Below are 25,993 nucleotides of genomic sequence, written 5' to 3'. Positions count from 1 at the left end.
CGACATCGACAAAGTCCCCATCAGCCACCGCATCAAGAAATGCGCTTGGAATGACGACTATCTCATCCAGGCAATCGCTCATATGCGATAGCCCTGCCCTCGAGGGGGAGACGTCGCCAAAGGCGACAGAGGGGGTCGGGACGACCTGACGCCAGCCCTGTCGCAAACAGAAGAGGAGGCTAGCGCTTCATGCGCGGCGGCCATCTCCTCCCTTTAAGGGGGGAGATTAGCAGCGTCATCCAAACTTCCCCGTCCTCGGGAATCCCTTCGGCACCATGCGGCCGGCCGAGGCACGGGCGCCGATCCATTCGGCCAGTTCCTCGCGCGACCGGGTGAAGGTGCGGTCCGCTGAATCCTGCCAGGAGAGGCCGGTCTCCAGCGTGAACGGCTTGAGATCGAGAAGGCCGCCGTCCTTGTATTTCTGCAGCCGTACGCCCTTGCCGCGGCCCATCTCCGGAATCTCGGAGAGCGCGAACACCAGCATCTTGCGGTTCTCGCCGACGATGGCGAGATGGTCGCCGGTGACCGGGATGCAGCGCTTGGCTTCGTCCGGCGCCTTGACGTTCATCACCTGCTTGCCCTTGCGGGTGTTGGCGACGACTTCCTCCTCCGACACGATAAAACCATTGGCGTCGTGCGAGGCCAGCAGCAGCTTGCGCTTCGGGTCGTGAACGAAGGCGGTGACGATGTCCTGGTCATTGTCCATGTCGACGATGATGCGGATCGGCTCGCCATGGCCGCGTCCGCCAGGCAGCCGGTCGGCGCCGATGGTGTAGAACTTGCCGCCGGTGGTGAAGACCAGCACCTTGTCGGTGGTCTGGGCATGGAAGGCGAGCTTAAGGCTGTCGCCCTCCTTGAAGGTCAGCGTCGAGAGGTCGGCCAGATGCCCCTTCATGGCCCGCAGCCAGCCCTTTTCCGAAACGACCACGGTGACCGGCTCGCGCTCGATCATGGCGTGCGCAATGTCGGTCAGATCATGCTCGGGCGCGTCGGCGAACTGGGTGCGGCGCTTGCCAAGCTCGGTCTCCGGGCCGAACTTGTCGCGGATGTTGGTGACTTCCCACTTGATCGTCGCCCACTGCTTCTCGTTTGAGGCAAGCAGTGTCTCGATCTGCTTCTTCTCGGCGCTCAGGCCGTCGAATTCCTTACGGATCTCGAATTCTTCAAGCTTGCGCAGAGCGCGCAGCCGCATGTTGAGAATGGCTTCGGCCTGGGTGTCGGTGAGCGACCAGCGGGCCATCATGACCTGCTTCGGCTCATCCTCCTCGCGGATGATCCTGATCACCTCGTCGATGTTGAGGTAGGCGATCAGGTAGCCGGCAAGAATCTCCAACCGTCTTTCGATCTCGCCAAGCCGATGTTTCGAGCGACGGACCAAAACCTCGCGGCGGTGCTCGAGCCATTCCTGCAGGACGCCCTTCAGCGACAGCACGTTGGGCACCTTGCCGCGCGACAGGACGTTCATGTTGAGCGGGAAGCGGCTTTCGAGCTCGGTGAGCTTGAACAGCGATTCCATCAGGATGCCCGGATCGACCGAACGGCTCTTCGGCACCAGCACGACGCGGACGTCCTCGGCGCTCTCGTCCCTGATGTCCTCGAGCAGCGGCAGCTTGCGTGCCATCAGCAGCTCGGCGATCTTCTCGATCAGCCGCGCCTTCTGCACGCCATAGGGGATTTCGGTGACGACGATGCTCCAGGTGCCCCTGCCCTGGTCCTCCTGGATCCACTTCGACCGCACGCGGAAGCCGCCGCGGCCGGTTTCATAGGCCTCGAGGATCGAGGCGCGGCTGTCGACGATGATGCCGCCGGTCGGGAAATCCGGCCCTTGGACGAAGTCCATCAGCTTCGCCACCGGCGCGTCGCGATGCTCGATCAGGTGCAGTGCCGCGTCGCACAGTTCGGCCGCGTTGTGCGGCGGGATCGATGTCGCCATGCCCACCGCGATGCCGGACGAGCCATTGGCCAGCAGGTTCGGAAAGGCGCCGGGCAAAACCACCGGCTCCTCGTCTTCTTCATTGTAGGTCGGCCGATAGTCGACGGCGTCCTCGGTGATGCCGGACAACAGTTCGGTCGCCACATCGGTCATGCGCGCTTCGGTGTAGCGCATGGCGGCAGCGTTATCGCCGTCGATGTTGCCGAAATTGCCTTGCCCGTCGACCAAGGGGTAGCGCATCGAGAAATCCTGCGCCAACCGCACCAGCGCATCATAGATCGACTGGTCGCCATGCGGGTGGAACTTGCCCATCACCTCGCCGACAATGCGGGCGCATTTGGCAAAGCCCTGGTCCGGATTGAGCCGCAGCAGGCGCATGGCGTGCATGATGCGGCGATGGACCGGCTTCAGTCCGTCGCGCACGTCGGGCAGCGCCCGGTGCATGATGGTCGACAGCGCATAGGCCAGATAGCGCTCTTCCAGCGCCTTCTTCAGATCGACCGGCTCGATATGATCGCCACCGCCATTTTCAGGCGGCAAATGCCTTTTTCCCATGGGCTGGGACTAGCCGAGCGGGTGATTCGCGGCAAGAGGCAGGCCGATATACCGGCGCTTGTGCAACATGAAACCATGCGCTTGACGATGTCGACCAACATCAGCCTGTTACATGCGGGTTCTATGGCCAAGCGCGATGATATCAGGCCACCGGCTCTTCATGACAAATTCACCGGTTTGCGCAAAGACGGTGGGATCGAGTTTGCCTTTCACCGTGATTTTTGACCATTGTGCCGGGACACGCCTTTTTCCCGTCCAGTTCGTCACGGAATGGTGATGGCGCATAGAATTGAAAAATAATTTCAAGACACTCTCAGGGACCTTGCGATGACAATCAAACGTTCAACTCTCCAGAAATTCGCCTTTTCGACCTTCCTGCTCACGCTGCCGCTGAATGCCGCTCTCGCCCAGGATGCGGCGGTTGCCGACCGGCTGAAGGCAGCGCTTGCCGCCCAGGGCGTCGACATCACCTGGACCGGCGTGACCGGTGACAACACCAACATGGTGCTGCAGGGGGTTGCCATCAAACCGGCGGCGGAAAAGGAAGCGCTCACCATCGGCGACGTCAAGCTCGAAGGCGTCACCGAGGCAAATGGCGGCTATGACATCGCCACCGTCTCGACGGCTGCCTTCGCGCACAGCAAGGACGGCGTCACTCTCGATCTCAGCCCCTTCGTCATTCATGACATGACCGTTCCGGCCGACGGTGCCACCGGCCCGCTGGGCTCGCTGATGATGTACAAGTCCGCCGAACTCTCGAACATGACCGTCAAGGTTGCCGACAAGACCGCCTTCTCGATGGACGGGCTTGCCATCGAGATCACGCCGCCGGCGGACGGCAAGGCAATGGAATTCACCGCCACCACGGAAAAGTTCAACGCCGACCTGACGCTGGTCGACGATCCCAAGTCCAAGGAAGTCATCAACGCGCTTGGCTACCAGAACATCGCGGGCAATCTCGAGATGGCCGGCACGTGGCAGCCCACGGACGGCAAGATGGAACTGTCGAAATACGACATCTCCGTCGAAAATGCCGGCACGCTCGGCATGACCTTCGATCTTGGTGGCTACACGATGGACTTCATCAAGTCGCTGCAGGAAATGCAGAAGAAGATGGCGGCACAGCCTGAAGGCGCCGACAATTCGGCACAAGGCATGGCGATGCTCGGCCTGTTGCAGCAGCTTTCGTTCAACAGTGCCTCGATCCGCTTCGACGACGATTCGCTGACCAACAAGGTGCTGGACTATGTCGGCAAGCAGCAAGGCATGTCCGGCAAGGACATCGCCAACCAGGCCAAGGCAATCGTGCCGTTCGGCATGGCGCAGCTCAACAATCCCGAGCTGACGGCACAGGTGACGGCCGCGGTCAGCAAGTATCTCGACGATCCGAAGAGCCTCGAAGTCTCGGCCGAGCCGCCGGCATCGGTGCCGTTCGCGCTGATCATGGCGGGCGCCATGTCCAACCCGCTCGACCTGCCTAAGACGCTCGGCGTCGCCGTCAAGGCCAACGAAGACTGATCGAAGCGACCTCAACATGCGAAAAAGCCCGGCAGCGATGCCGGGCTTTTTCGTGGGATTATCGAATCGAAAGAATCGGTTCGAGCGGTTCTTTAAAGCGTCGCCCGAAGCGCGATCAGGCGTCCTTCTTGGGCACCGCGACGCGCAGCGCCAGGTCGCGAAGCTGCTGCGGGCTCGCTTCCGACGGCGCGTTCATCAGCAAATCATAGGCCTGCTGGTTCATCGGGAACATGGTGATCTCGCGCAGATTCTTCGCCCCGAGCAGCAGCATGACGACACGGTCGACGCCGGCAGCCATGCCGCCATGCGGCGGCGCGCCATACTGGAAGGCGCGGTATAGGCCGCCAAAGCGCTCCTCGACCGTGGCGCGGTCCAGCCCGACCGTCTCGAACGCCTTGACCATGGTTTCGGGCAGATGGTTGCGGATACCGCCGGAGGCGATCTCGAAACCGTTGCAGACCATGTCGTACTGGAATGCCTTGATGCCGAGCAGGTCCTCGCCATTCAGCGCATCGATGCCGCCTTGCGGCATCGAGAACGGATTGTGGGCGAAGTCGATCTTCTTCTCTTCCTCATTCCACTCGAAGAACGGGAAGTCGACGATCCAGCACAGTTCGAAACGCTCGCGGTCGACAAGGTTCAGCTCCTCGCCGGCGCGGGTGCGCGCCGCACCCGCAAAAGAGACGAACTTCTTCGGATCGCCGGCGACGAAGAAAGCGGCGTCGCCGTCGGCAAGGCCGAGCTGAAGGCGGATCGCCTCGGTGCGCTCCTCGCCGATGTTCTTGGCCAGCGGACCGGCGCCTTCGAGCTTGTCGCCCTCCTTGCGCCAGAAGATATAGCCGAGCCCCGGCTGACCCTCGCCCTGCGCCCAGGAATTCATGCGGTCGCAGAAAGCACGGCTGCCGCCGGTCTTGGCCGGAATGCCCCACACCTCGGCCTTCGGGTCGTTGGCCAGGATGTTGGCGAACACCTTGAAGCCGGAATCGCGAAAATGCTCGGAGACGGCCTGCATCTCGATCGGGTTGCGCAGGTCGGGCTTGTCGGAGCCGTATTTGCGCATGGCGACATCATATGGAATGCGCTGGAACTTCTGCGTCACCGGCTTGCCGTTGGCGAAGGTCTCGAAGACCCCACGCATGACCGGTTCCATGGTCGACAGCACGTCGTCCTGCTCGACGAAGCTCATTTCGAGATCGAGCTGGTAGAATTCGCCGGGCAGACGGTCGGCGCGCGGGTCCTCGTCGCGGAAGCAGGGGGCGATCTGGAAGTAGCGGTCGAAGCCCGACACCATGATCAGTTGCTTGTACTGCTGCGGCGCCTGCGGCAGCGCGTAGAAGGTGCCGGGATGGATGCGCGACGGCACCAGGAAGTCGCGCGCGCCTTCCGGCGACGAGGCGGTGAGAATCGGCGTCGAGAATTCGGTGAAGCCGACATCGGTCATGCGCTTGCGCATCTCGGCGATGATTTTCGTGCGTGCCACGATATTCTTGTGCAGCGTGTCGCGGCGCAGGTCGAGGAAGCGGTATTTCAGGCGGATATCCTCGGGATAGTCCGGCTCGCCGAACACCGGCAGCGGCAGTTCCTTGGCCGCCGACAGAACTTCGATCTCGCGGGCGAAAATCTCGATCTCGCCGGTCGGCAAATTGGCATTGGTGGTCTCGGGTAAGCGCGCCTTGACCTCGCCGTCGACGCGGATGACCCATTCGCCGCGCACCGTCTCGGCGACCTTGAAGGCCGGCGAATCGGGGTCGGCGACGATCTGGGTCAGGCCATAATGGTCGCGCAGGTCGATAAAGAGCAGGCCGCCATGATCGCGCACGCGATGCACCCAGCCCGACAGGCGAACGGTCGATCCGACGTCGCTCTTCCTCAACTGGGCACAGGTATGGCTTCGGTAACGGTGCATTGTCATTGGTAAAAGTCCGGGGTGCTGGGTTACGGGGCCGACGGGCCGGCTCGAAATTTGCGCGAAAAGCGCATGAGAGGCCGCCTTTGTCAAGGCAAGCGGTCTTGGGCGGCATCTCAGTTTGAACTTCGGATTTCGACCCCCAGTCGGCGTTCCGCACGGCTGAGAGGTAATCCGAAAGCGACCGTCGTTCAGCGCCAGTGCCTGGATCAAAGTGATCATTGCAAGACGGTCGCCTTCCGAGAACAAGATTGCAAAGGGAGCACGCCTCCACGTTGCTCTCCTCTACTCCCTCCAGTCTTCCTGGTGAGGATCATCCGCGATCAGCAGTTCAGGCAGAAGTTCCGTCCCCATCTCGCGCGCTAAATTGTACGATTCACGATCCGATCGTGTACCGCGTTCAGCCAGCCACCCATGCGCGAAGGGTCGCCCTGCACCCGCATCTCACCCGTGCTCAAAAAGCCTTCGAGCGCGGCGGTATAGTTCGGATCGGCGCTGCGTAGTCTGTTCAACTTCCGCGCTGCCGCGGCCGTTATCTCGATCATCACGTCCGCCCACTCGTCCCGCCGCGCCCCAACCCTGAACGACGGCTTGCCCCTGAGGATGTCGAAGCGAAGGCCTTGAACAAGGCCTTCGGACAGTTCGACTCCGTCAGTGTAGCGCTCAACCAGCGAAAGATTGAGTTCTGGCGAAAGTCCGGACTGCGAAGCCACTTCGCTCATCAACGTCCCCACCATCTCAAACCAAGCCGTCGTTCCGTGGCAGATCTTTGCGTCCGTGGTCATCAAGCTGCTTCTTCCATAGCTTTCACTTTCGCGACGAGGCGCCAGCGAAAGGACGATCCTTCAAGCTTCGGCCTTCAATCCACGTTGAGCACGATCTTGCCTTGAATGTGCCCTTGGGCTGCCCGCGCGTGGGCCTTGCAAGCGTCGGCAAGCGGATAGACGCTGTCCAGGACGACGCGGATCGTCCCGTCATCGAGGAAGCGGGCGACTTCCCTCAACTGAGCCCCGCTCGAACGGACCTGGGTGGCCGAGACCGTGACGCCCAGCTTCTCGGCCTCCTCCGCACCGGAGAAGCCCAGGGGGAACACTGGGAACAATGCACCGCCGCGCTTAAGCGTGCGCAGGAAACGCCCGGTGCTCGGTCCGCCAAGGGCATCGACGACAAGGTCGATGTCATGGGCTGCGTCCTCGGGCGGCGTTTTGGTGTAGTCGATGAACTCGTCGGCGCCGAGATCGCGTAGCAGCGACTCATGTTTGCCCGATGCCACGGCGATGACGTGCGCACCTTTCAGTTTCGCTATCTGCACGGCGAAGTGCCCCACACCGCCTGCGGCGCCGTTTACCAGGACGGTCTTCCCCTTGAGTGGCACCGGCTCATGCTGGTTGGGCTGAAGCGGGTTCGGTTCATTGTGCCCCAACTCGATCAGGAACTGCCACGCGGTGAGCAGCGACATCGGCGCTCCGGCGGCATGCACATGATCAATGCCGGCCGGCTTGAGCGCAAGTTCCAACGCCGGCACGCTGACATACTCGGCATAAGCCTTGCTGCCCCCCGCAAGGCCCACGGGGAAGCGAACCATCGAGTATACTTCGTCTCCGACGGAGAAGATCTCGACATCCTTGGCGACCGCTACGACAACCCCCGATATGTCCGTTCCCGGAATGATGGGAAAGGACACCTGCGGTTGCCACTCGGGAGGAAGCATCTTGTACCCGTCGCGCAGGTACCAGTCGGGAGGATTGATACCGATGGCGTGAACGCGGACGAGCACCTCGCCCGAATCTAGCTCAGGTTTCGGCGCATCTTCATAGCGCAGCACCTCGGGACCGCCGAATACGTGTAGCCGGACCGCCTTCATTATATCGCTCACTGGAACCTCCACGGGAAAGTATCATTGCTGAAGGCACATATGTCCAAGCCGCAAGGTTGATAATTGCTTCGGAATTCGTTTCAATAGTTCCATGAAGGAACATATCGCTTTGGATCGATTGACTGGCTTGGTCGCATTCGCCCGTGCTGGGTCGATCGGGAGCTACACCGCTGCTGCCCGTTCCCTGTCGATCTCGCCCTCGGCCGTCAGCAAGAGCGTGCAGCGGCTCGAACAGCATTTGGGGATTTCACTCTTCACACGCACGACCCGCTCGCTGACCCTCACGCCAGAGGGCCGCGAGCTGCATGAGCGCGCGCTCAGACTGCTGCGCGATGTGGAAGAGATAGAGCAGGTCGCGATGACGGCGCGCTCCGAGCCTTCAGGCACCTTGCGGATAGCAGCGCCGCTGCCGATCGGCCTCCATGTGATAGCGCCCGCGCTGCCGGCGTTCCGCAAGCTCTATCCCAAGGTGACGGTAGATCTGCGGCTGAACGACCAGATCGTAGATATCATCGAGCAAGGGATCGACATCGCGGTACGCATTGGCGACCTCGCAGACTCGCGGCTGTTGTCGCGCAGGCTCGCACCGCATCGGCTCTGCGCCTTCGCATCGCCAGCCTATCTGGCAGCGCGTGGCACCCCGATGCACCCGGACGAACTGGAGGGGCACGACACCGTCAACCTCCGCTACCAGAGCACGGGCCAGGCTTTGCACTGGCCTTTTCGGATCGGCGATCGAATGATCGAGATCGTGCCGCCGTCCGGCATCGTTGTCGACATGAGCGATGCGCTGGTCGCGACACTCGCGGCCGGCGGCGGGATCGGCATCAGTGCGACCTTTATTGCAGCGCCCTATGTGGCGCGTGGCGAGCTCGTACCGGTGCTGTCCGAATTCGCCGTGAAGCGGCACAATATCACCGCACTCTGGCCGGAAAGCCGCCGCACCAACCCGGCCGTGCGGGCCTTCCTCACTCGGTTGCATGAGGTCTTTCAAGAGCGGATGGAGGCCGTGGCCAGATTGGCGGTGTGACCGCGCCCGCGAACCAACCACCTCAGGCTGAAATCCAAACTGAGGCGCCGATAACCCCTGTTGGGTCCCATACCGCCGGGAATTGGCGCTGGTATTGGCCATGGCGATGGTTCAAGAAGGGATCACCGACACGTGATTGCTTCATGTCCTCCATCCGCCCACTGATCCCGCTCCTCCTCGCCGCCGGCATCCTGCTTGGCGGCAATGGGCTGCAGAGCACGCTGATCGCGCTGCGTGGCGCGCAGGAAGGGTTTTCCGCCTCCGACATCGGCCTGATGGGCACCTTCTATTTCGCCGGCTTCCTGCTCGGCTGCCTGGCCATCACCCGCATCATGAAGGCGGTCGGCCATATCAGGGCATTTTCGGCGCTGGCGGCGATCGCCTCGGTCGGCACCTTGCTGCTGGTGCTGGTTCTCGATCCGGTGATGTGGTGCGCGGTGCGCTTTGCCGGCGGTTTCTGCTTCGCCGGGCTGTTCACCATCGTCGAAAGCTGGCTGAATTCCGGCGTCGCCAACAAGGATCGCGCCCGTGTGCTGGCGATCTACCGGATGGTCGACACTGGTTCCGTGACCGGCGCCCAGTTCCTGATCCCGGTCTTCGGCGCCGGCGGCTTCACCATCTTCGCCATCATGTCGATCATGATCACGTTGTCGCTGGTGCCGGTTTCGCTCGGTGACCGCTCCAACCCGACGCCACCCGAGGACGTCAAGCTCGACCTGGCGCGCGTCTGGCGGATTTCGCCGCTGGGCTGTTTCGGCTGCATCGCCGTCGGCGTCACCAACAGCGCCTTTCGCACATTGTCGCCGGTTTATGCCGAGCAGATCGGCATGTCGGTCGCCGATGTCGTCACCTTCGTCAGCGTCGGCATCTTCGGCGGCGCCATCATCCAGTATCCGCTCGGCTACCTGTCCGACCGCTGGGACCGGCGCAGGGTGCTGCTGATAACGACCTGCTGCGCGATGTTTTCGGCACTGGCGCTGGTGTTCATCGCCGGCAGCAATCCGCTGCTCAACTTCATCATCATCTTCATCTTCGGCTGTTTCGCCATGCCGCTCTATTCGCTGTCGGCGGCGCATTCCAACGATCGCGCCGACACGGGCGAGTTCGTGCTGATCAATGCGGCCTTGATGCTGTTCTATTCCTTCGGCGCCATTGGCGGCCCATTCGCCGCCTCGACGGCGATGCAGTATTTCGGGCCGAGCGCGCTGTTCGTGTTCAGCGCCGTGGTCTATGCGATCTTCATCGCCGTCATTCTTTACCGGATGCAGGCCCGGTCCGGCGTCCCGGCAGGCAGGCGCCGCCGCTTCACCGCGCTCTTGCGCACCTCGACCGTTTTCGCACGGCTGGCCAGAAGAAACGGCGATTCCGACGGGCCCACGGAGCCGTGACGATGGTGCCAAAGCTTGACGAAACCCCCGCCGGCTGAAATCTAGGAAGACCTTACTCCTGCCAAAAGCGATTTGATGCACGTCATCACCACCCAGAAAGAACTCGAGACCGTTCTCGCCGCTTTCGAAAAGTCGGATTTCGTCACCGTCGACACCGAATTCATTCGAGAAACGACCTTTTGGCCGATCCTGTGCCTGATCCAGATGGCCGCACCCGGCGTGACGGCGCTGATCGATCCGCTGGCGCCCGACATCGACCTGAAGCCGTTCTTCAAGCTGATGGCCAACGAGGCGGTGGTCAAAGTCTTCCACGCCGCGCGGCAGGACATCGAAATCATCGTCCATCTCGGCGATCTGGTGCCGCATCCGGTGTTCGACACGCAAGTGGCGGCGATGGTTTGCGGCTTCGGTGACAGTGTGTCCTACGACCAGCTCGTGCAGCGCATCACCGGGGCGCGGCTCGACAAGTCGTCGCGCTTCACCGACTGGCGCCACCGGCCGCTTTCCGACAAGCAGCTCGACTACGCGCTGGCCGACGTCACCCATCTGATCGAGGTCTATCAACACCTCAGCGCCGAGCTGGAGCGGGAAAACCGCGCCCATTGGCTCAACGAGGAGATGGAGATCCTGACCTCGCGCGAGACCTATGACCCGCATCCCGAGGACGCCTGGAAGCGGCTGAAGATGCGACTGCGCAAACCGCAGGAACTGGCGATCGTGCAAGGCGTGGCGGCATGGCGCGAGCGTGAGGCGCGCGAACGCGACGTGCCGCGCGGCCGCGTGCTCAAGGACGACGCAATCTACGAGGTGGCGCAGCAGGCGCCGCGCGACGCGGCAGCCCTTGGCAAGCTGCGCACGACGCCGAAGGGCTGGGAGCGCTCCTCGACGGCGACGGCGCTGCTTGGCGCGGTCAACACCGCGCTTGCCTTGCCCAAGGAGCAGATGCCGAAGCTGCCGAAGAATTTCCAGCCGCCCGAGGGCTCGAATGCAGCGGCTGAACTGTTGAAGGTGCTGCTGCGGATCGTCGCGGAGAAGGAAGGCGTCGCCTCGAAAGTGCTGGCCTCCAGCGACGACATCGACCGTATCGCCGCCGAGGGCGAGGAAGCCGACGTACCGGCCCTGCAGGGCTGGCGGCGCGCGGTGTTCGGCGAAGCAGCGCTCAAGCTGGTGCGCGGCGAGATCGGCATCAAGTTCGACAAGCGCAAGATCGCCGTGTTCGATCTTTAGGCGCTTTACCCCCACACCGCTCCGCTTTGCGGAGCGACCTCCCCTTCGGGAGGGTAAACACCTGCTCAAACCACGCCGAGCAGGTGCAGCGCGAACCAGATCCATCCAAGCAAAAGAATCACCGCTCCGACGAAGAAAGAGCGGCTGCGCAGCAGCAGATTGTTGCTGGTCAGGTGAATCCAGGCATGAAAATAGCGCGACGCGACGAAAATCCACATCAGCGCCAGGGTCAGATAGTTGACGCCGTTGGTCAGGTGCAGCGTCAGGCACAGCACATAGAACAGCACCGGCAATTCGAACTGGTTGGTGAGATTGGCGGCAACGGTGATGCTAGAGGCAGGCTCGGTCGAGCGCACCTTGAACTGGCCGGCCTTAGCTTCGCCTGACCTGACTGCGCCGTATCTGCGGCGACCCAGGACGCCGTAGACGATGTAGATCAGCAGCACATGCGCCAGAACAGGCCAGAAGATCGTGGTCTGGTTCATGAAGTCCCCCCTGCCCGGTTGGGTTTTGCCGGCATCAAGCCTGGCGTTTCAGGCCCGCCAGCCAGAAGGCGGCAATGACGATCGCCGGGATGGCTAAAAGCGCGAATTTGGTGACGATCAGCGACGAGGCGAAAGACAGCGAATCCGGGTTCGCCGACAGGAAATCGGACAGAAGCCGCGCCACCGCGATGTTCTGGACGTAGTCGGCAAGCGTGTAGGGCAGCACCAGAACCAGCGCGAAGATCGACTGCAACTGCGCCGGCAACACACGGAAAGCCTTCAATCGCCGACCGGTTGCCAGGATCAGGCTGACCAGCGTCGCCGACAGCAGCACCGGGAACAGGAGAGCGAAGGTCAGATAGTGCCAGACGAGAATGATCTCGCCACCGCGCCGGCCGAGCGCTGTCAGCCAGGCCATGCCTTCATCCGGCGTGAAACCGAAAATACGCATGTCGAGTGACGGCAAGCCACCGCTCAACTGTTGAAAGTAGAAGAATTCCAGCACCGTCATGGCGATGAACACCACCGCCGACAGGAAACAGAGCGCGCCTGCGTGCCGCGACAGCCGCAGGATCGTCGCCGTCAGGCTCCGCCCGAGCCCGTACTGGTTAGACTCCGCCGGGATAATTCGGGCTTTCGCGGGTAATCGTGACGTCATGGGCGTGGCTTTCACGAAGTCCGGCGTTGGATATACGCACAAAGGTGGCACGGTCGCGGAAATCGGCAAGGTCGCGGCCACCAACATAACCCATAGCGGCTTTCAGCCCGCCTGCAAGCTGGTGCAGCACGCCAGACACAGGTCCTTTGTAGGGAACCTGCCCCTCGATGCCTTCCGGGACCAATTTCAGCGTGTCGCGCACCTCGGCCTGGAAGTAGCGATCGGCGGAGCCGCGGGCCATGGCGCCGACCGAGCCCATGCCGCGATACGCCTTGAAGGAGCGGCCCTGGTGCAGATAGACCTCGCCAGGGCTTTCGTCGGTTCCGGCCAGCAGCGAGCCGATCATGGCGGCACTTGCGCCGGCGGCGAGCGCCTTGGCGAGATCGCCGGAATATTTGATGCCGCCATCGGCGATTACCGAGACGCCTGATTTGTGCGCCGTCTCGACCGCCGACATGATGGCCGAGAGCTGCGGCACGCCGACGCCGGCAACGATGCGGGTGGTGCAGATGGAGCCCGGACCGATGCCGACCTTGACGGCGTCGGCGCCGGCGTCGATCAGCGCCTGCGTGCCCGCGGCGGTGGCGACGTTGCCGGCCAGGATGCGAACCGAGTTGGAGAGCTTCTTGGCGCGCGTCACCGCGTCCAGCACGCGCTGCGAGTGGCCATGCGCGGTGTCGATCACCAGAAGGTCGACGCCTGCATCGATGAGACGTTCGGCGCGCTCGAAACCGTCATCGCCGACGCTGGTGGCGGCGGCGGCGCGCAAGCGGCCCTGCGCGTCCTTGGTGGCGTGCGGGTTCAGCTGCGACTTCTCGATGTCCTTGACGGTGATCAGCCCGACGCAATTGCCCTGCTTGTCGACGACGACCAGCTTTTCGATTCTGTGCTGGTGCAGAAGCCGTTTGGCCTCGTCCTGGTCGACATTCTCCTTGACCGTGATCAGGTTGTCACGGGTCATCAGCTCATGGACCTTCTGCGCCGGATCGGACGCAAAGCGCACGTCACGATTGGTCAGGATGCCGATCAGCCGTCCGATCTTGTGGCCGCCACTGCCGCCATTCTCGACCACCGGAATGCCCGAGATCGAATAACTGCGCATCAGGCCCAGCGCGTCGGCGAGCGTCGCGTCAGGACCGATGGTGACGGGATTGACCACCATGCCGGATTCGAACTTCTTGACCTGCCGCACCTGCTCAGCCTGTTCGGCCGGCGAGAAATTGCGGTGGATGACGCCAATGCCGCCGGCCTGGGCCATGGCGATGGCAAGCCGCGCCTCGGTAACGGTGTCCATCGCCGCAGAGAGGATCGGCACGTTGAGGTCGATGTCGCCGGCGATGCGGGTGCGGACATCTGTCTCGCCGGGCATGACCTCGGAATGACCCGGCTGCAGCAGCACGTCGTCAAAGGTCAGCGCCAATGCGCCGGTGGAGGTTTCGATGATTTTTGCCATGGCCAGCCCTCGGAATACAAAAAAGCGCTGGACCGGAATGGACAGCGCCGACTCGTTTCTTCCCTTTCAGGATTGGCGCTGGCTGGTAACACGTCCCGGCGCCGATGAAAAGCCGATGATTTCACGCTCCCGGAAGGGTGACTTTTCGCCCGATGGGTGCCACCTGTGGTTGCCGGTAGCACGAAAGTGACAGCAAATTAATGCGACATCCCGGCGAAGGCATGGTAACCGCCCGCTTCAAGACCGACATGCAACCGGCAACGCAACATTCAAGTCTGGACGCGTTCCTTGAACCGCACCATCCCGCTCATACTGGCGGTCGCCCTTTTCATGGAAAACATGGATTCGACCGTCATCGCGACATCACTGCCGGCGATCGCAATCGACATCCATACCAGCCCGATCGCGCTCAAGCTGGCGCTGACTGCCTATCTGGTATCGCTGGCGATCTTCATTCCGATCAGCGGCTGGATGGCCGACCGTTTCGGCGCCAAGAATGTCTTTCGTGCCGCGATCGCGGTCTTCATCGTCGGCTCGATCGCCTGCGCGCTCTCCGGTTCGCTGCCGGCTTTCGTGGTGTCGCGCTTCCTGCAAGGCATTGGCGGCGCCATGATGACACCGGTCGGGCGGCTGGTGCTGGTGCGCGCGACACCGAAAAGCGAACTCGTCGCGGCAATGTCCTGGCTGACCGTTCCGGCTCTGGTCGGGCCGTTGGTCGGGCCGCCGGTGGGCGGCTTCATCACCACCTATTTCACCTGGCATTGGATCTTCCTGATCAATGTGCCGATCGGCGTGGTCGGCATCTGGCTGGCGACGCGTTTCCTGCCGGAGACCGAACCCTCGCAGACGCCGCCACTTGATTTCATCGGCTTCGTGCTGAGCGGGCTGGCGGCATCCGGGGTGGTGTTCGGCCTGTCGGTGGTCAGCTTGCCCTATCTGCCGCCAATCGTGGGTGTCATCACCGTAGCGGTTGGCCTGCTGTCGGGCGCGCTCTATCTGCTGCATGCACGCCGCGCCAAAAACCCGCTGCTGGCGCTCGAACTGTTCCGCAACCAGGTGTTCCGCTCCTCGGTACTCGGCGGCTCGCTGTTTCGCATCGGCATCGGCGCCGTGCCCTTCCTGCTGCCGCTGATGTTCCAGATCGGCTTTGGGCTGACGCCATTCCAGTCCGGCATGATCACCTTCGTCTCGGCGATCGGCGCCATCGGCATGAAATTCGTCACCGCACTGATCTTCCGCGTCGCTGGCTTCCGCCGCGTGCTGGTTGTCGGTTCGCTGGTCGCCGCGGCCTCGATCGCCATCTACGGCCTGTTCACACCCGACACACCCTATCTGCTGATGCTGGCCATGCTGCTCGTCGGCGGCTTCATCCGCTCGATGTTCTTCACCGGGGTCAATGCGCTCGCCTATGCCGAGGTTTCGGCTGAAGACACCAGCAAGGCGACGCCGATTACAGCCGTGTTCCAGCAGTTGTCGGTCGCGCTCGGCGTGGCGGTGGCCGGCGGCATCCTGGAAGTGTCCACGAGCTTGAATGACAGGTCACTAACGCTGGCGGATTTCCACACCGCGTTCTTCGTCGTTGCGGTGATATCCGCCGCCGCGTCCCTGTCCTTCATGCGGCTGGCGCCCGACGCCGGCAGCGCCGTCTCCGGACATGGCCGATTGATCACGCCCAAGACGTTGGAAGCGGTAAGCCCGCCGGGCAATTGATGCGGCTTAGCCTTCGCCGTCGTCCGGCCCTTCGTTATCGCCTCGGGCGCTCAAGTCCTTCGTAATGTCCGATGGACTTTCCGATTCGCCCTTGGGCGGCTCTCGCCCCTTAAAATCCTTGGCCAGGAGATAAAGCTCGACCGATTCATCGCGCGACGCCGGCGGCTTGACGTGATGGACGGAACGGAAGTTGCGCTTGAGCAGGGAGAGCAATTCATTTTCGGCGCCGCCCTGGAAGGTCTTGGCCAGGAAATGCCCGCCCGGCTTCAGCACCGACAGCGCGAAGTCGGCCGCCACCTCGCACAGATGCATGGTGCGGATATGGTCGGTCCGCTTGTGGCCGGTGGTCGGGGCCGCCATGTCCGACAGCACGATATCGGGATCCCCGCCCAGCGCCTCGGCCAGCTTTTGTGGTGCCAGCGGATCGAGGAAATCCATCAACAGCACCGGCGCGCCGGGCACGGCGTCCATCTCCAGATAATCGATGCCGATGACATGCGGCTTGTCGGCCGTCGATTTCGTGCGCGCGGCCGCGACCTGGCACCAGCCGCCGGGAGCCGCGCCGAGGTCGATCACCTTCATGCCGGGCTTCAACAGATGGTGCTTGTCGTCGATCTCGATCAGCTTGTAGGCCGCGCGCGAGCGATAGCCATCAGCCTTGGAGCGCTGGACATAGGGATCGTTGATGTGGCGCTGCAGCCAGCGGCGCGACGATTCCTTCAGCCCGCTCTTCTTCTTGATCCGCGTCTTCAGAACGCGAATGCTGGCGGATCCTGGTTTTTCCGGTTTCTTGGTCATGGTCTGCCGCGCCCATCATTTCGCCAGACGCCGTCATCGGCCATCAGCTCGCTCAATATGCCTTCGCGCAGACCCCGGTCGGCGACGCGCAGCCGCTCCGACGGCCATACCGCGCGGATCGCTTCGAGGATAGCACAGCCGGCCAGCACCAGATCGGCACGATCGGCACCGATGCAAGGATTGGCGCAGCGCTGCTGGAAATCCCAGCCGACCAGTTTTTCGACCATGCGGTCGACGCTGTCGCGGTCCATCCACAGCCCGTCGACACGGCGGCGGTCGTAGCGATCGAGGTCGAGGTGAACACCGGCCAGCGTCGTCACCGTTCCGGACGTGCCCAGCAGATGGAAATTCGGGCTCGCCTTGAGGTGGCTCAGCCGATCGCGGCCGTCGAAGCCGGCCAGCCGGCCGGCGACGTCGTCGACCATGGCGGCGAAGATCTCGCGCGTCACCGTGCGGCCACCGAAACGCTCGGCCAGCGAGACGACGCCGACCGGCAGCGAGGTCCACGACACGATGTGATTGGCGAGCCTTGGCGAGCGGCGGCCGGCGAGATCGATCAGCGCAATCTCGGATGAGCCGCCGCCGATATCGAACAGTACGACGCCTTGCGTGTCGCGTTCGACCAGCGAGCCGCAGCCGGAAACCGCCAGCCGCGCCTCGGTCTGGCGATCGATGATCTCGAGCTTCAGGCCGGCCTCGCGCTCGACGCGGTCGAGGAACTCGACGCCATTGTCGGCCGTGCGGCAGGCTTCGGTGGCGATCAGCCGGGCTTTTCGGATCTTGCGGTTGCGCAGCTTGTCGCCGCAGATCTTCAGCGCCTCGACAGCGCGATCCATCGCCGGCTGGCCGAGCCGGCCATTGGCGGTGAGCCCCTCGCCCAGCCGGACGATGCGCGAAAAGGCGTCGATGACGCGGAACTGGCCATGCCGCGTCGGCACGGCAACCAGCAGCCGGCAATTGTTGGTGCCGAGGTCAAGCGCCGCAAACACGGGAAGCTCGTGCACCGGTGGGCGCCGGGTGCCCTGTTCGGGCCGTGCCACTACAGCGGCGGGCGGGGCCACCGATTCCGCCGGCCTGTGCGCCTCCGCTGCCGGGGCGCCGGTCTTGCCTGGCGCCGGCGCTCGATTCTCCGGGGGACGCGCTTCGTCGCGCGCAAAAACCTTGCGCCCGCGCCTTCGCTTGCGCCGCTTCTTGGGCTTGCCCTTCTGGGGCGCGTCGCCCGCCTGCCCATCGGCGGAACGGGGCTCCGTCGGGCGGCGTTGCTGCCAGCTGGCGGTTCCCGGGCCAGATGGCCCCTGGGAAGCGCTGGACACGCCCACCTCCGGCGCGCCGGCGCCGGTGTCGTGGTCTTCCACTGTCGTTCCTTCCGGCGCCGCGCGAACCGATGATGGACGCAGCAGGCGCTTCAGTGTTTTAAGTTGCCGCCAGACTAACAGTGCCGCGCCCGATCACCAAGAGCCGCGTGCCGAATTTTGCCGGCTGGCCGCGCGAACCGCCGTTCCGGCAGCATTGCGTAATGTATCCGCAAGCCTGGATTGGTAGGCGCAACACCTTCCTGAGTCCTCTCGGCCGCTTGCAGCACGGACAAAGCCTGCCGGTTGCCACCGCGAAAAACCTTCGCGGTTGAATAGCCGGCTTCAATGAGGCATTTCTGAAATGGGCGGGAGTAGCCGGCGGTAGCCGGCCTCCTCCCATCACCAACAGAAAAGGAAGCGGATCCGCAACGCATGGCAATCAGGCAATGAACTGGAGACGCTATTTCTGGCCGGTCGTCGGCATAGCGGCGGTGATCTTCTCGCTGCTGCTGCTCTGGCACGAACTGCGCGGCATTTCGCTCGACGATGTCTGGGACGGCATCACTGCTATCCCTGCCCGCGGCTGGATTCTCGCGGCCGTGAGTTCGGTCATCGCCTATGCCTCGCTCGCCGGCTACGACCACATCGCGCTCCTGCACATCGGCAAGAAAGTGTCGTGGTTGTTCGTCACGCTCTGCTCCTTCACCACCTATGCGCTGTCGCACAACATCGGCGGTTCGGTGTTTTCCGGCGCCGTAATCCGATACCGCGCCTATGGCACCAGGGGCCTGACCGGCCAGGATGTTGGAGTGCTGGTGGCTGTCTGCTGGATCACCTTCGTGCTGTCGACGATTCTCGCCTCCGGCCTCGTGCTGGTGTTCGAGCCTGAGATCATCGACCGCTTTTCGGGAATTGCGCATCATGGCCTGTCGGCGGCGGCCGGCATCGCCATGCTGCTGCTCGTCGCCGCTTACATATTCGGCAGTTGGCTGCATCTGCGCCCACTGAAGATCGCCGGCTTTCAGCTGCACTATCCGGCGCTGCCGATCGTCGCACGGCAATTGCTGATTGGCCCGATCGAGCTGCTGGCGGCTGCCGCGATCATCTTCTTTGCCCTGCCAGAAGCTCACAATCCCGGCTATTTCGTCGTGCTCGGCGTCTTCCTCGTCTCTTTTTCGATCGCGCAGATCTCGCACGCGCCGGGCGGGCTCGGCGTGTTCGAGGTCGTGTTCCTGGCCGGCCTTTCGGACATGGACCCGGTCGGCGTGCTGGCGGCGCTGCTGGTGTTCAGGCTGTTCTACCTCATCATCCCGCTGATTCTGGGCCTGGGGGTGGTGCTGTTCTTCGAACGCTCGCAGTTCAGCCGAACGGAGGGTTGAGGTGAGATTGGCCTCGAGGCGCTGCGCAGCGTTTGAAACGTGACGCCTGAACCCGGCAGACAAAAGGTTGCAATTGAACTGCCGGGCAGGCTTGACTATTTTCCGCTGGCGGCTACAAGGCAGCGCTCACAGCGGCTTGCCCGCTCGGCCCGCACGGTTCATGACCGCGCCTGCTGGGGAATAGGTTAACGGTAGACCCACGGACTCTGACTCCGTTAGTCCTGGTTCGAATCCAGGTTCCCCAGCCAAATCTCGTTTCTCAGGTCGACCCTAACTTTTGCCGTAAGTTTCCTAATTCTGAACGGAGCCGATGCCCAGCGGCTTGGAGTGATTTGACCAATCCTTCGGCTTCGTTCTCTTCGATAACCAGGACTGTGCGTTGCGGCTGCTTTGATCGGAACGCAAGTGTCCTTAACACGAGCAACCAACCCCCTTGTTGGTCAAGTGCAATTTTGCCGACACCGTGGCACAACGACGTACGCAGGCTCTCATGGGCACGAAAGGCCGACAATGCTGCTGCGGATGACTTGCCTTCCGAAGCGAAAGCTCCGGTGGGTCCGATCAAAGTTGCCAACTCCTCAAATCGCTGGCCGACCAGATGAGGCAGTTTCACGACGGTGCCCCGATCCGATACACTCGCCAGCACCAAAAGCGTCTCGCTAACGGCTGCTTCGCTTCGAGCAAATATGTTGAGACAGTGTCCACGCCATGCGTTTGCGGCCGTGAGAGCACCGGGCCAGCCCGCGTTATCGACAGCAGGGATAGGGGGCGTTTTGACATCCATGTGGGGACCAATGATAACGGCAGAACCTTACCAACACGTTGGCCGTGAACCTAGCGGGTAGCCTCCTTGCTTAGAAGGTTTTCGGATGAGCTTTGGTGGATGACGATGCAAAGCGCTCCGGCTCCGGCCCCTGGGCCGCCCATCGCCAACCTGGCTCCCGGCATCACCTGGGTGCGCGTGCTACCGCCTTGCATATCAATGGCAACCCGCGCATCACTTTGGGCTGATTGAGGCAGGCGAGATTCCCGGAGCGAAAGCGATTGTTGGCCGCCTGTGGGTGCCACTGGCTAAGCTTCGTCAAAGGTTCCTGCACGAGGCCGCGCAATGCCCACCGATAGCCAGTACATTCTCGAAAGCATCAGCCAAGGCTGCGTGATGCTTACCGACGACGAATTCTTTATCGACAGGCTGGTGAAGTATTTCGGCAACGGGCGGATCCGATGGCACGTCGAATTGCGTGGACATCGCGTCGAGTTGACTACAGGCCAGCTTAAGAAGCAGCCTACCTTCCGCCGGAAGATACTCGAACAGGCTGGCGTTCTGCCGCCCCAGCGTGCCGGGGCCGACTACAGGCGATGGGCACTCGATCTGAGGAAGAATGCCGTCGAGCTTCCCTGGCGCGATAGGCCGGTCGATGCCGGTTTCGCCATCGACAGGCTCACCAGCCATGGGGATGGGCGGTGGACAGTGGAATACCAAGGCAAGGCAATCAAATTCACGACGACCAAACTCCGCAGGCAGGTTAGCTTCCGCAAACGGATGCTGGCCAAGGCCAAAGTGCTGCCGCCCCAACTGGATCCAGCTGCCTATCGGAAGTGGGTGGACTGGCTCATTCAAAACGCCGCCGAAGCTGCCCCACAGGCCAGCGATGCCCAGACAGAAAAAAGTTGGCTGGACGACCTGCCTGAGCTAGCCGGCTGGCAAAACGGAGACAGCCCGACATCCTAAAGCGCGTCGCGTTTGAACGGATTCAGGCGACGCGCTTTAGGTCTTTGTCTTTATGCATGTCGTTCTCCCAAAACCGGAGCCACTTTTGGGCGACATGCATTAGTTGCCCGCGCGATTCCGGCGCCCGCGTAGCCCTCAGCCCAGCCATTTCTCGTAGTCGGACACCAGCAGGTGCACGGGGGCGACATCCTCGTCAATGTTGGAGAAGCGGCCGATCGGTTCGCGAAAGACATTGTCGGTGAGATCGTCATTGACGGTCGACACCTCGCCGATCAGCACATCCTTGCCCTCGGCCCAGAAGGCGTGCCAGACGCCGGGCAAAAGCGTGACGCTCTGGCCCGGATCGAGTTTCAACAGCCCGCCCGCCGGCAGCCTGTGAATGGTTCCGTCGACAGGCACCGAGACTTCGGCCTTGGGATCGATGCCGCCGTCGCGATCGTGCATGAACAGTTGCAGCACCAGCTTGCCGCCACCGCGGTTGATGATGTCCTCGGCCTTGATGTTGTGGCGGTGCATCGGCGACAGCTGGTCCTTGCGCGAGATCATGATCTTCTCGGCATAGAGCATGCCCATGCCCTTCTTCATGTCCTCGTAGCGGCCGTTGCGAACGGTGAACAGGAACAGGCCGAGATCCTTGAATTTCTCCTGGCCGTAATCGGTGATGTCCCAGCCGAGCCGGGAGGTAAACACGGCCGCGGAGTCGGCCTGGCGTGCCTTCGCCTCCTCGGGCGACCAGTATGCGAAGGGCGGCATGATGTAGCCGAACGAGCGGATGAAAGCGTCGGCTTCGCGGATGATGTCGTTGATGGCGGAGCGTTTCATGATCATGATCCCTTCATATGGATTTGTCTGGCAAATCGCATAGCTGAACGTCGATACGGTGTCGATCCGTCTTGCCGCTCCGCCCGGCCTTGCGCCTTCAGCGCATGGACAACAGATCCGCTCCGCTGGCCGCGTGACATCACCCTCTTTGAGCGCCATAACCCCTGTGGATTTCCACAGAGTGACAGATGATGCCGACCGTCCATGACCTCGATACGCCATCGATCCTGATCGACGCCGCGCGCGCCGAAGCCAACATTGCCCGCGCCCAGGCCCATGCCGACAAGAACGGGCTGAAACTGCGGCCGCATATCAAGACGCACAAACTGCCTTACTGGGCGAAGAAGCAGGTCGCGGCCGGCGCCGTCGGCATCACCTGCCAGAAGATCGGCGAGGCCGAGGTGATGGCCGACGCCGGGCTGACCGACATTTTCCTTCCCTACAACATCCTTGGGCGCGCCAAGCTGGAGCGGCTTCTGGCGCTGCACCGTCGTGTGACACTGTCGGTTACAGCCGACAGCAGGGAGACGCTCGAAGGGTTGGCCGCCGCCTTCACCGATGCCGGTCATCGTCTGCCGGTGCTGGTCGAATGCGACACCGGCATGGGCCGCTGCGGCGTGCAGACGGCTGATGAAGCGGTTGCGCTGGCAAGACAGATCGACAGAGCCGGTGGCCTCGCCTTCGGCGGACTGATGACTTACCCGGCCGCCGGTCGCGCGGCCGAGGCCGAAGCCTGGCTCGCCGACGCCAAGCAGGCGCTGGCTGCGTCAGGCCTCGCCTGCGAACGCATCTCCAGCGGCGGCACGCCGGATATGTGGCGCTCGAGCGAGGCGTCGGTGGTCACGGAGTATCGCCCAGGTACCTACATCTATCTCGACCGCTATCAGGTCGCCAAAGGCGTCGGCACTCTCGACGATTGCGCACTGACGGTGCTGTCGACGGTGGTCAGCCACCCGACGCCGGCGCGCGCCATCCTCGATGCCGGCAGCAAGGCGCTGTCCAGCGACACGCTCGGGCTCGCGGATTTCGGCGAGTTGCTTGGTGTTCCGGGCGCGCGGGTGACGGGCTTGAGCGAGGAGCACGGCACCGTAACGCTTTCAGGCGACGGCAAGTTGCGCATCGGCGAGCGCGTGCGCGTCGTGCCCGATCATTGCTGCGTCGTCACCAACCTGTTCAACGAGGTCAATCTGATCGACGGCGACAAGGTGCTGGAGACGCTGCCGGTGGCGGCGCGCGGAAGGATGGCCTGACCCGTTTCGGCAGGCAATAGAATTGAGCTAAGCCGGCTGCCGCTCCGCCTGCCGTGCCGCGACGCGGCGCATGGCGATGACGCGGCGGCGCCGGATTTCGGTGCGCATCGCCATCAGGTGCAGCGCGAAGAACAGAATTGTGAAGCCGAGCGCCATCACCAGCAGCGGCCATAGCAGGCTGGAATCGATGGTCGAGCCGCCCATGCGGAACACCGAAGCCGGCTGGTGCAGCGTGTTCCACCAGTCGACAGAGAATTTGATGATCGGGATGTTGATGAAGCCGACCAGCGTCATGATGGCGGCGGCCCAGGCGGCGCGGCCGGCATCGTCAAGCGCGCGGGTCAGCGCGATGATGCCGAGATACATTAGGAACAGCACGAAGACCGAGGTCAGCCGTGCATCCCAGACCCACCAGGTGCCCCACATCGGCTTGCCCCAGATAGAGCCGGTGATCAGCGCCAGCGCGGTGAAGACGGCGCCGATGGGCGCGGCGGATTTCAGCGCGACGTCGGCCAAGGGATGCCGCCAGACAAGCGTGCCCAGCGCGGAGATTGCCATCAACGTGTAGCACATCATGGCGAGCCAGGCGAAAGGCACGTGGATGTACATGATGCGGACGGTGATGCCTTGCTGGAAATCCTCAGGCGCGGCAAAGCTCATATAGAGCCCGACGGCGAGGATGAGTGCGGCGATGGACGCCAGCCACGGCACGAGCCTGTCGGCCAGCCCGACGAAGCGCGTCGGGTTGGCAAGATCCATCCAGCCGGTCAGGCGTGAAGTCGTGTCGCTCATGCGGCTCTACATAGACCGCCGGTGCGTTTGGGGCAATCGAGCGGTGGTGTCGCAGGTCTCTTGCCTTCGCCCCTTGTAGGGAGAAGGCAGAGACGCCCTTGATCAGGCAGCCGCTTCCTGCTGTTGCTGCACGGTGCGGCTGAGGCGGCGAACCTCCTCGTCGTTAAGCAGGCCGCCGGCGCGCAGCAGGCTGGCGAAGCGGCCGTTGCGCAGCGACAGTTCGGCGAAGCCACCCATTTCGACCACCCTGCCCTTGTCCATGAACACGACCAGATCGGCGTCGCGGACGGTGGTCAGGCGGTGGGCGATGATGAAGGTGGTGCGGTCGCGCCGCAATTCGTCGATCGCGTCCTTGACGCGGTCCTCGGTCTCGACGTCGAGCGCGCTGGTCGCCTCGTCGAGCACCAGGATCGGGGCATCCTTCAGCACGGCGCGCGCGATGGCGATGCGCTGACGCTCGCCACCCGACAACTGGCCGCCACGTTCGCCGACCACCGTGTCGTAGCCATTGCTCTTGGACAGGATGAAGTCCCGCGCCGCGGCCGCGTCGGCGGCGGCATGGATCTCGTCGTTGGTCGCATCGGCGCGGCCGACGCGGATGTTGTCCTCGATCGAGCGGTTGAGCAGTCCGGCATCCTGGAACACGGTGGCGATCGAATGACGCAGCGACTTGCGTGTCACGGTGCGGGTGTCGACGCCGTCGATCAGGATACGGCCATGGGACGGCGAGAAGACACGCTGCAGCAGGTTGATGAGCGTGGTCTTGCCGGCGCCTGTCGGGCCGACGATGGCAACGGTCTGACCGGCCTGGACTTCGAACGACACGTCGTCGATGCCCTGACCCGAATTGGCGAATTCGAAGCCGACATTCTCGAAGCGGACATGGCCGGTGACATTGGCGAGATCGCGCAAGCCATCCGGCTCGGCGGAGTCGGCCGCGGAGTCCTCAAGTTGGTAGAAATCCTCAAGCTTGGCGCGTGCCTCGGAAATCTGGTTGGCGAAAGCCGACATCTGGTCGAGGCGGGCGATCAGCATCGTGGCAAAACCCGTGAAGGCAATGACATCGCCGATACGCAACTGACCGTGAGTCACGAGGTAGGAGCCGATCGACAACACGATCAGCATCGAGATTGCCGATGACAGACGGTGCAAGGCATTGGCCAGCGCCCACCAGTCGAGCACAGGGTTCTGCGCGTCGAGCAGGTTCTTGACGTAGCGGCGCAGCGTATCGGCCTCGAGGCCGAGGCGATTGTAGCTCTGCAGCACCGCAACGTTGCTGACCGAGTCGGTCACATGCGCGAACACCTTGTGGTAGTGACGCTCGACCGCGGCCTGGCCCGCCTTGGTGCGGCGCATGACCATTCGACCGATGCCGACATAGAGCAGTCCGAGGCCAAGCAGCACCAGCGACATGCGCAGGTCCATGCTGATCGCGGTTGGGACCAGCAATACGAGGGCTACAGCCGTGGACAGATGCTGACGCATGAATTCAAGCCAAAGGCTGAACAGGGTTTCGACGGCGCGCAGCATCGTGTGCAACGCATTGGAGGTGCCGTGCTGATGGTGCCAGGCGAGCGGCATGGTGATCACGCGCTCGAAGGACTGGCACAGAACTTCGCTGCGCCGCGCATGGGCAAAGCGGTCAGCGCCGCGCGCCACCATGACGAAAGCAACGATGTTGAAGGCGCCGAGGCCGGCCCACATGACCAGCGTGGTGAAGACAGAGCCGCGCTCGGAGATCGCGCCGATGACGCGACCGAACATAATCGGCTCGAGAAGCGCTACGATGGCGAGAGCCACGTTGGCCGAACAGATCAACGCGACGCGTTTCCTGTCCGCGGCCAGATAACCGAGAGCTCGCCAGTAGATTTGCAGAAGGGTCACCCCAGTTACTCCGCCACGCTGTTTATTGTGCACTGCATCATTTGACTCGTACCGGTTGATACGTCGCAAAACAATGGCCGTGTACCCCTTCAGTTCCTTGAGAGCGAACAAAAGATGGCGACGTTCCGAAATCTGCCGTGATCACCTAACGGTTTGAGAAGACAGGTAAAATGTCAGGCATGCGGCGAAATCATGGCAGTTGGGACGTGCTGCCGCAATTTTAATCAGCAACGATGTCGGGCGGATGACTAAAGCCGAAATCGCCTTTTGCACAGTATAGGTCAAATTTAAGCGATCTTGCC

At 62.8% G+C, this 25,993-nt stretch carries 21 protein-coding genes and 1 tRNA gene; 10 read left to right on the top strand and 12 right to left on the bottom strand.

What is annotated here, in order from left to right; all coding sequences use genetic code 11:
- Positions 1 to 235: 235 nt before the first annotated feature.
- A complete protein-coding gene (parC, locus tag ASD99_RS15660) occupies positions 236 to 2,488 on the bottom strand; it encodes a DNA topoisomerase IV subunit A (RefSeq protein WP_057144195.1) in 2,253 nt (750 codons plus the stop codon).
- On the opposite strand from parC, the gene ASD99_RS15655 reads away from it, so the two are divergent.
- Positions 2,444 to 2,713: a hypothetical protein gene (locus ASD99_RS15655; RefSeq protein WP_156388991.1), complete on the top strand. Its 270-nt coding sequence runs from the start codon at positions 2,444 to 2,446 to the stop codon at positions 2,711 to 2,713. The genes parC and ASD99_RS15655 overlap by 45 nt on opposite strands.
- A gap of 102 nt (positions 2,714 to 2,815) precedes the next feature.
- A complete protein-coding gene (locus ASD99_RS15650; protein WP_056593971.1) occupies positions 2,816 to 4,006 on the top strand; it encodes a hypothetical protein in 1,191 nt (396 codons plus the stop codon).
- 115 nt (positions 4,007 to 4,121) lie between these two features.
- Here ASD99_RS15650 and aspS read toward each other — a convergent pair whose 3' ends face one another.
- From aspS to ASD99_RS15635, 3 genes are all read right to left on the bottom strand, one after another.
- Positions 4,122 to 5,912 carry an aspartate--tRNA ligase gene (aspS, locus tag ASD99_RS15645; protein ID WP_056594533.1) on the bottom strand — a complete coding sequence of 597 codons (1,791 nt, stop codon included), beginning with the start codon at positions 5,910 to 5,912 and terminating at the stop codon, positions 4,122 to 4,124.
- A gap of 362 nt (positions 5,913 to 6,274) precedes the next feature.
- On the bottom strand, positions 6,275 to 6,697 hold the full coding sequence (locus tag ASD99_RS15640) for a hypothetical protein (RefSeq protein ID WP_057144193.1): 423 nt from the start codon (positions 6,695 to 6,697) through the stop codon (positions 6,275 to 6,277).
- Between the two features lie 74 nt (positions 6,698 to 6,771).
- A complete protein-coding gene (locus ASD99_RS15635; RefSeq protein ID WP_057144192.1) occupies positions 6,772 to 7,776 on the bottom strand; it encodes an NADP-dependent oxidoreductase in 1,005 nt (334 codons plus the stop codon).
- A 103-nt stretch (positions 7,777 to 7,879) separates the two neighbouring features.
- Between ASD99_RS15635 and ASD99_RS15630 the strand changes: the two genes are divergently transcribed.
- From ASD99_RS15630 to rnd, 3 genes are all read left to right on the top strand, one after another.
- Entirely contained in the window at positions 7,880 to 8,818 is a 939-nt protein-coding gene (locus ASD99_RS15630; RefSeq protein WP_056593960.1) for a LysR family transcriptional regulator, read from the top strand.
- A 143-nt stretch (positions 8,819 to 8,961) separates the two neighbouring features.
- The gene (locus ASD99_RS15625; RefSeq protein ID WP_057144191.1) at positions 8,962 to 10,206 is read left to right on the top strand and encodes an MFS transporter; all 1,245 of its coding nucleotides are present in this window, start codon (positions 8,962 to 8,964) and stop codon (positions 10,204 to 10,206) included.
- A 75-nt stretch (positions 10,207 to 10,281) separates the two neighbouring features.
- Complete coding sequence (rnd, locus tag ASD99_RS15620) at positions 10,282 to 11,433, top strand: ribonuclease D (RefSeq protein ID WP_057144190.1); 1,152 nt, start codon at positions 10,282 to 10,284, stop codon at positions 11,431 to 11,433.
- A 65-nt stretch (positions 11,434 to 11,498) separates the two neighbouring features.
- Here the strand turns inward: rnd and ASD99_RS15615 are convergent, their stop codons facing one another.
- The 3 genes from ASD99_RS15615 to guaB are packed head-to-tail and all read right to left on the bottom strand — an operon-like array spanning position 11,499 to position 14,029.
- Positions 11,499 to 11,918 carry an MAPEG family protein gene (locus tag ASD99_RS15615; protein ID WP_056593950.1) on the bottom strand — a complete coding sequence of 140 codons (420 nt, stop codon included), beginning with the start codon at positions 11,916 to 11,918 and terminating at the stop codon, positions 11,499 to 11,501.
- A gap of 34 nt (positions 11,919 to 11,952) precedes the next feature.
- On the bottom strand, positions 11,953 to 12,576 hold the full coding sequence (locus ASD99_RS15610) for a hypothetical protein (protein ID WP_082525710.1): 624 nt from the start codon (positions 12,574 to 12,576) through the stop codon (positions 11,953 to 11,955).
- Positions 12,527 to 14,029, bottom strand: a complete 1,503-nt coding sequence (guaB, locus tag ASD99_RS15605; protein ID WP_057144189.1) for an IMP dehydrogenase — start codon at positions 14,027 to 14,029, stop codon at positions 12,527 to 12,529. The genes ASD99_RS15610 and guaB overlap by 50 nt, the downstream gene beginning before the upstream one ends.
- Before the next feature lie 288 nt (positions 14,030 to 14,317).
- Between guaB and ASD99_RS15600 the strand changes: the two genes are divergently transcribed.
- Positions 14,318 to 15,739 carry an MFS transporter gene (locus tag ASD99_RS15600; protein ID WP_056593945.1) on the top strand — a complete coding sequence of 474 codons (1,422 nt, stop codon included), beginning with the start codon at positions 14,318 to 14,320 and terminating at the stop codon, positions 15,737 to 15,739.
- Positions 15,740 to 15,745: 6 nt separating this feature from the next.
- Here ASD99_RS15600 and ASD99_RS15595 read toward each other — a convergent pair whose 3' ends face one another.
- The gene (locus ASD99_RS15595) at positions 15,746 to 16,537 is read right to left on the bottom strand and encodes an RlmE family RNA methyltransferase (RefSeq protein ID WP_057144188.1); all 792 of its coding nucleotides are present in this window, start codon (positions 16,535 to 16,537) and stop codon (positions 15,746 to 15,748) included.
- The gene (locus ASD99_RS15590; protein ID WP_057144187.1) at positions 16,534 to 17,892 is read right to left on the bottom strand and encodes a Ppx/GppA phosphatase family protein; all 1,359 of its coding nucleotides are present in this window, start codon (positions 17,890 to 17,892) and stop codon (positions 16,534 to 16,536) included. The genes ASD99_RS15595 and ASD99_RS15590 overlap by 4 nt, the downstream gene beginning before the upstream one ends.
- Positions 17,893 to 18,278: 386 nt before the next feature.
- On the opposite strand from ASD99_RS15590, the gene ASD99_RS15585 reads away from it, so the two are divergent.
- From ASD99_RS15585 to ASD99_RS15575, 3 genes are all read left to right on the top strand, one after another.
- Positions 18,279 to 19,211: a lysylphosphatidylglycerol synthase domain-containing protein gene (locus ASD99_RS15585; protein WP_056593935.1), complete on the top strand. Its 933-nt coding sequence runs from the start codon at positions 18,279 to 18,281 to the stop codon at positions 19,209 to 19,211.
- 174 nt (positions 19,212 to 19,385) lie between these two features.
- Positions 19,386 to 19,459, top strand: a tRNA-Gln gene (locus tag ASD99_RS15580).
- Between the two features lie 860 nt (positions 19,460 to 20,319).
- Positions 20,320 to 20,943, top strand: coding sequence for a hypothetical protein (locus tag ASD99_RS15575; protein WP_057144186.1), 624 nt, complete (start codon positions 20,320 to 20,322; stop codon positions 20,941 to 20,943).
- A gap of 135 nt (positions 20,944 to 21,078) precedes the next feature.
- Here the strand turns inward: ASD99_RS15575 and ASD99_RS15570 are convergent, their stop codons facing one another.
- Positions 21,079 to 21,765: a D-lyxose/D-mannose family sugar isomerase gene (locus ASD99_RS15570; RefSeq protein WP_057144203.1), complete on the bottom strand. Its 687-nt coding sequence runs from the start codon at positions 21,763 to 21,765 to the stop codon at positions 21,079 to 21,081.
- A 191-nt stretch (positions 21,766 to 21,956) separates the two neighbouring features.
- Between ASD99_RS15570 and ASD99_RS15565 the strand changes: the two genes are divergently transcribed.
- Complete coding sequence (locus tag ASD99_RS15565; protein ID WP_057144202.1) at positions 21,957 to 23,015, top strand: D-TA family PLP-dependent enzyme; 1,059 nt, start codon at positions 21,957 to 21,959, stop codon at positions 23,013 to 23,015.
- A 27-nt stretch (positions 23,016 to 23,042) separates the two neighbouring features.
- Here the strand turns inward: ASD99_RS15565 and ASD99_RS15560 are convergent, their stop codons facing one another.
- On the bottom strand, positions 23,043 to 23,807 hold the full coding sequence (locus ASD99_RS15560) for a heme ABC transporter permease (RefSeq protein WP_057144185.1): 765 nt from the start codon (positions 23,805 to 23,807) through the stop codon (positions 23,043 to 23,045).
- Between the two features lie 102 nt (positions 23,808 to 23,909).
- Positions 23,910 to 25,691 carry a glucan ABC transporter ATP-binding protein/ permease gene (locus ASD99_RS15555; protein WP_056593925.1) on the bottom strand — a complete coding sequence of 594 codons (1,782 nt, stop codon included), beginning with the start codon at positions 25,689 to 25,691 and terminating at the stop codon, positions 23,910 to 23,912.
- Positions 25,692 to 25,993: the final 302 nt, after the last annotated feature.

This window comes from Mesorhizobium sp. Root695 (assembly GCF_001428185.1).
GTDB lineage: Bacteria > Pseudomonadota > Alphaproteobacteria > Rhizobiales > Rhizobiaceae > Mesorhizobium.
The sequence above is the reverse complement of the archived record's forward strand: the minus strand, read 5'-3'. Positions and strand labels throughout refer to the sequence as shown.

Coding starts and splice junctions, on each gene's coding strand:
- ASD99_RS15655 (WP_156388991.1), top strand. CDS start 2,444: ATGATCGCCACCGCCATTTTCAGGCGGCAAATGCCTTTTTCCCATGGG.
- parC (WP_057144195.1), bottom strand. CDS start 2,488: ATGGGAAAAAGGCATTTGCCGCCTGAAAATGGCGGTGGCGATCATATC.
- ASD99_RS15650 (WP_056593971.1), top strand. CDS start 2,816: ATGACAATCAAACGTTCAACTCTCCAGAAATTCGCCTTTTCGACCTTC.
- aspS (WP_056594533.1), bottom strand. CDS start 5,912: ATGCACCGTTACCGAAGCCATACCTGTGCCCAGTTGAGGAAGAGCGAC.
- ASD99_RS15640 (WP_057144193.1), bottom strand. CDS start 6,697: ATGACCACGGACGCAAAGATCTGCCACGGAACGACGGCTTGGTTTGAG.
- ASD99_RS15635 (WP_057144192.1), bottom strand. CDS start 7,776: ATGAAGGCGGTCCGGCTACACGTATTCGGCGGTCCCGAGGTGCTGCGC.
- ASD99_RS15630 (WP_056593960.1), top strand. CDS start 7,880: ATGAAGGAACATATCGCTTTGGATCGATTGACTGGCTTGGTCGCATTC.
- ASD99_RS15625 (WP_057144191.1), top strand. CDS start 8,962: ATGTCCTCCATCCGCCCACTGATCCCGCTCCTCCTCGCCGCCGGCATC.
- rnd (WP_057144190.1), top strand. CDS start 10,282: ATGCACGTCATCACCACCCAGAAAGAACTCGAGACCGTTCTCGCCGCT.
- ASD99_RS15615 (WP_056593950.1), bottom strand. CDS start 11,918: ATGAACCAGACCACGATCTTCTGGCCTGTTCTGGCGCATGTGCTGCTG.
- ASD99_RS15610 (WP_082525710.1), bottom strand. CDS start 12,576: ATGACGTCACGATTACCCGCGAAAGCCCGAATTATCCCGGCGGAGTCT.
- guaB (WP_057144189.1), bottom strand. CDS start 14,029: ATGGCAAAAATCATCGAAACCTCCACCGGCGCATTGGCGCTGACCTTT.
- ASD99_RS15595 (WP_057144188.1), bottom strand. CDS start 16,537: ATGACCAAGAAACCGGAAAAACCAGGATCCGCCAGCATTCGCGTTCTG.
- ASD99_RS15585 (WP_056593935.1), top strand. CDS start 18,279: ATGAACTGGAGACGCTATTTCTGGCCGGTCGTCGGCATAGCGGCGGTG.
- ASD99_RS15575 (WP_057144186.1), top strand. CDS start 20,320: ATGCCCACCGATAGCCAGTACATTCTCGAAAGCATCAGCCAAGGCTGC.
- ASD99_RS15570 (WP_057144203.1), bottom strand. CDS start 21,765: ATGAAACGCTCCGCCATCAACGACATCATCCGCGAAGCCGACGCTTTC.
- ASD99_RS15565 (WP_057144202.1), top strand. CDS start 21,957: ATGCCGACCGTCCATGACCTCGATACGCCATCGATCCTGATCGACGCC.
- ASD99_RS15560 (WP_057144185.1), bottom strand. CDS start 23,807: ATGAGCGACACGACTTCACGCCTGACCGGCTGGATGGATCTTGCCAAC.